General features: G+C 76.1%; 6 protein-coding genes. 1 reads left to right on the top strand and 5 read right to left on the bottom strand.

Annotated features, from left to right (window positions below; all coding sequences use genetic code 11):
- The 4 genes from D476_RS0127155 to D476_RS0127140 all read right to left on the bottom strand — a co-directional run.
- On the bottom strand, positions 1 to 516 hold a 516-nt coding region (locus D476_RS0127155), incomplete at its 3' end, for a GNAT family N-acetyltransferase (RefSeq protein ID WP_083939662.1).
- Positions 517 to 668: 152 nt separating this feature from the next.
- A complete protein-coding gene (locus tag D476_RS0127150) occupies positions 669 to 1,190 on the bottom strand; it encodes a MogA/MoaB family molybdenum cofactor biosynthesis protein (protein ID WP_017627044.1) in 522 nt (173 codons plus the stop codon).
- The gene (gene moaC / locus D476_RS0127145; protein ID WP_026123904.1) at positions 1,187 to 1,726 is read right to left on the bottom strand and encodes a cyclic pyranopterin monophosphate synthase MoaC; all 540 of its coding nucleotides are present in this window, start codon (positions 1,724 to 1,726) and stop codon (positions 1,187 to 1,189) included. The genes D476_RS0127150 and moaC overlap by 4 nt, the downstream gene beginning before the upstream one ends.
- 205 nt (positions 1,727 to 1,931) lie before the next feature.
- Positions 1,932 to 2,297, bottom strand: a complete 366-nt coding sequence (locus tag D476_RS0127140; RefSeq protein WP_040727585.1) for an ArsR/SmtB family transcription factor — start codon at positions 2,295 to 2,297, stop codon at positions 1,932 to 1,934.
- A gap of 54 nt (positions 2,298 to 2,351) precedes the next feature.
- Between D476_RS0127140 and D476_RS0127135 the strand changes: the two genes are divergently transcribed.
- Positions 2,352 to 3,125, top strand: coding sequence for an SDR family NAD(P)-dependent oxidoreductase (locus tag D476_RS0127135; RefSeq protein WP_017627041.1), 774 nt, complete (start codon positions 2,352 to 2,354; stop codon positions 3,123 to 3,125).
- 2 nt (positions 3,126 to 3,127) lie between these two features.
- On the opposite strand, the gene D476_RS0127130 is transcribed toward D476_RS0127135, so the two are convergent.
- A partial coding sequence (locus D476_RS0127130; RefSeq protein WP_017627040.1) for a molybdopterin molybdotransferase MoeA occupies positions 3,128 to 3,762 on the bottom strand: 635 nt, incomplete at its 5' end.

Here is a 3,762-nt window from a genome sequence, read left to right as displayed (position 1 = left end):
GTTGGGCCCCTGCCGCTGGCGCACGCCCTCCTCGCGGAAGCCGAGCTTCTCGGCGACCCTGCGGCTGGCCCGGTTCTCCGGGCGGATGTTGGCCTCGATGCGGTGCAGGCCGACGGTGAAGAAGGAGTGGTCCACGGCCAGGGCGACCGCCGTGGGGGTGACCCCGCGCCCGGCGACCTCCCGGTCGATCCAGTAGCCCACCTGCGCCGAGCGGGCCGAGCCCCACACGATGGCACTGACCGTCAGCTGCCCGGCGAACCGGCCCTCGTAGGTGACGGCCCAGGGCATGGAGAGGCCGTGGCGGGCCTCCCGGCGGATCGCCTGGAGCATGGCCACATACGGGGTCAGAGACGAGGTCTGCAGCGGCATCTCGGGGTGGGTGGGCTCCCACGGGCGCAGCCATTCGGCGTTGCGCACCCGCGTCTCCCTGAGCGCGCGGGCGTCCCGCACGCGCAGCGGCCGAAGCCCCACCGGACCCTCGGTGAGCGTGACGGGCCAGCCGCGTATCCGACTCAACGTCGCTCGTCCTCCCCGGTGCATCACGGGTCAGTGCCGCCCCGGGCGGTGCGTCGGCCGCGCCCGGGCCCGGAGTCCCCCGGGCGGCCCCGGGCGACACGTCCAGTATTCCACTTCGGCCGTCGGGCGGGACGGAGCGGCCGGTGGGCCGCTCACGCGCCGCCCGCGGACCCCGGGTGGTCGCCGCCGCGCATCTGGTCGATGGCGTGGGCCAGCACGGGGGCGAGCACCTCCATGCCGTCGCGGACGCCGCCGCTGGAGCCGGGAAGGTTCACCACGAGCATGCGGTGGCCGTCGCCCTCCCGCTCGGCCACCCCGGCCAGTCCGCGGGAGAGGGTCGCCGAGGGCACGCCCTTCTCCCGTCCGGCGGCGCGCATCGCCTCCGGGATGCCGGGGATCTCGCAGACCAGCAGCCCGCGGGTGGCCTCGGGGGTCGCGTCCCCGGGGGTCAGGCCGGTGCCGCCGGTGGTCAGGGCGGCGTCGTACCCGGCGTCCAGGGCGCGCCGCAGGGCCTCGGCGACGGGTGGGCCGTCGGGGACCACCCACGGGCCGTCGGCCTCCAGCCCGGCGGCGCGCAGCGCCTCGGCGAGCACCGGGCCGGAGCGGTCCGGGTAGACCCCGGCGGCGGCGCGGTTGGAGGCGGTGACCACCACCGCACGGTAGGCGCCGCTCACCGCGGGCCCCCGCCCTCGGCGGCCTCCCCGGGCTCCCCGGCACCGTCGGGGCGGGTCCAGTGGCCGGTCTTGCCGCCGGTCTTCTCCTCCACCCGCACGTCGGTGACCACGGCCGCCGGGTCGATCGCCTTGACCATGTCGACCAGCCCCAGGGCGGCGGCCATCACGCAGGTGAGGGCCTCCATCTCCACGCCGGTGCGGTCGGCGGTGCGGACGGTGGCGGTGATGAGCACGTCCTCCTCGCGCACCCGCAGGTCCACGTCGGCGCCGTGGATCGCGATGGGGTGGCACAGCGGCACCAGGTCGGGGGTGCGCTTGGCGGCCTGGATCCCGGCGATGCGGGCCACCGCGAGCGCGTCGCCCTTGGGCACGGTGCCGCTGCGCAGGGCCTCGACCACCTCGGCGCGGACGCGGACCCGGCCGGAGGCGGTGGCGGAGCGGGCGGAGACGTCCTTGCCGGTGACGTCCACCATGCGGGCCGCGCCCGCCGAGTCGAGGTGGGTGAATCCGGAGGGGTGGGGAGGTGGTGCGGACATGGCACCGAAGGTATCCCACCCGCCCCCGGGGGCGCAGGCCCCCGCCGCCCGAGCAGCATGGCGCGGCCCGGAAGGAGCCGGTCGGCACGCCGCCGACCGGTTCCCGGTCCGGGGCCCGCGCCCTGGATCCGATGTTCCGCACGGCGGTGGCGCCCGTCCGGGCCGGGGCGGGCGGCGTGGAGCGGCGGGTGGTCTCCGGGCGCCGTCAGCGGCAAGCGGCCGTGGAGCCGGCGTCGGAGGCGAGGTGGACGCCGCCGCCCACGTCTTCGGCGTCTGCGGCCCCCAGCAGGGCCTCGACCAGCCCGGGGAAGCGATCCTCCAGGTCCCGGCGGCGCAGCACGACGAAGCAGCGGGTGCCCTCCTGGCGGGTGCGGGTCACCCCCGCATCGCGCAGGACCCGCAGGTGGTGGCTGAGCGTCGACTTGGCCACCGGCGCCCGCAGCTCGCCCCATCCGCGCTCGGCGCCGTCGGCGAGCAGCCGCACGAGCCCGATGCGCAACGGGTCACTGAGCGCCGCCATCACCTCGGGCAACGACAGTTCCTCGGTCGCCGGGTGGTGTGCGCGTCTCATGGCCCCCATGCCAGCTTGTTCGATATTCGACGAACAACGAACAAAGGGGATGTGTTGACCGAGCCGCAGCACCACCGGAACACCGGCGTCACCGACCGGGTCGCCATCGTCACCGGCGCCGGATCGGGCATCGGCCGCGCCACCGCGATCGCCATGGCCCGCGCAGGAACACGCGTCCTCGGGGTGGGGCGGCGCCACGAGGCGCTCCAGGCCACCGCCGCCCACCACCCCGGCATCGCCACTCACCCCGCCGACCTGCGCGCCCCCGACGCCCCCGCCGAGGTGGTCCGGGCCGCGATGCAGCGGTGGGGCCGTATCGACGTGCTCGTCAACAACGCCGGCGCCACCGGGATGATGCCGCTGGCCGAAACCGATGCCGACCGCATCGCCGCGCTGTTCGCGCTCAACGTGACCGCGCCCAGCCTCCTGGCGGCCGCGGCCCTGCCGCACCTGCGCGGCCGAGGGGGGACGATCGTCAACGTCTCCAGCACCTATGGCCACCGCCCCCTGCCCGGCGCCGCCCACTACGCGGCCTCCAAGGCCGCCATCGAGCAATTGACGCGCTGCTGGGCGCTGGAACTGGCCTCCGAGGGGGTGCGGGTCAACGCCGTGGCGCCGGGCCCCACCGAAAGCGAGGCCCTGTCGGCCGCCGGGCTCACCGAGGCCGACGCGGCCCGGATCAAGGAGGCCGAGGCCGCGCGGATCCCGCTGGGCCGCCGCGGCGAGCCCGACGAGGTCGCCCAGTGGGTGCTGCGGCTCGCCGACCCGGGCACGACCTGGCTCACCGGTCAGGTGCTCACCCTCGACGGCGGACTCGAACTCACCTGATCCTAGGGCCGGGGAAGCCTCAGGACGGCGACCTCCGTCCCCTCGGGCAGGCCCTCGGCGTCCTCGGGGACCACGGCCAGCCCGTCGGCGTCGGCCAGGGCGGAGAGCTGGTGGGAGGCCTGCCGCGACGCGGGGACGGCCCGGAGGCCGCCGTCGGCCCCCGCGTCCTCCTCCAGGCGCACGCGCAGGTAGGAGCGGCGGCCGGGCGGCGAGGACACCGGCGCGGACAGGCGCGCGGAGACCGTGGGCAGCGGGTCGGGCGCCACCCCCTGCATGCGGTGCAGCGCCGGGAGCAGCAGCACGTAGAAGGAGACGAAGGCGCTCACCGGATTGCCCGGGAGTGTGATGATCGGCGTGGCGTCCTCGCCCACGGTGCCGCACCCCTGCGGCTTGCCCGGCTGCATGGCGACCTGCTCGAACCGCACCGTCCCCAGCCCGGACAGCGCCTCCTTGACCGGGTCGTAGGCGCCCATGCTCACCCCGCCGGTGGTGACCACGATGTCGGCCTGCATCAGCACGTCGTCGATCGCGTCCAGCACGGCGGAGGGCTCGTCGCCGACGAAGGAGTGCCGGTGGCCGTCGCAGCCCGCGGCGATCGCCGCCGCGGTGAGCATGTAGCCGTTGGACTCCCAGATCT

Origin of the sequence: Nocardiopsis chromatogenes YIM 90109, from assembly GCF_000341185.1 — a bacterium.
GTDB lineage: Bacteria > Actinomycetota > Actinomycetes > Streptosporangiales > Streptosporangiaceae > Nocardiopsis_A > Nocardiopsis_A chromatogenes.
The sequence above is the reverse complement of the archived record's forward strand: the minus strand, read 5'-3'. Positions and strand labels throughout refer to the sequence as shown.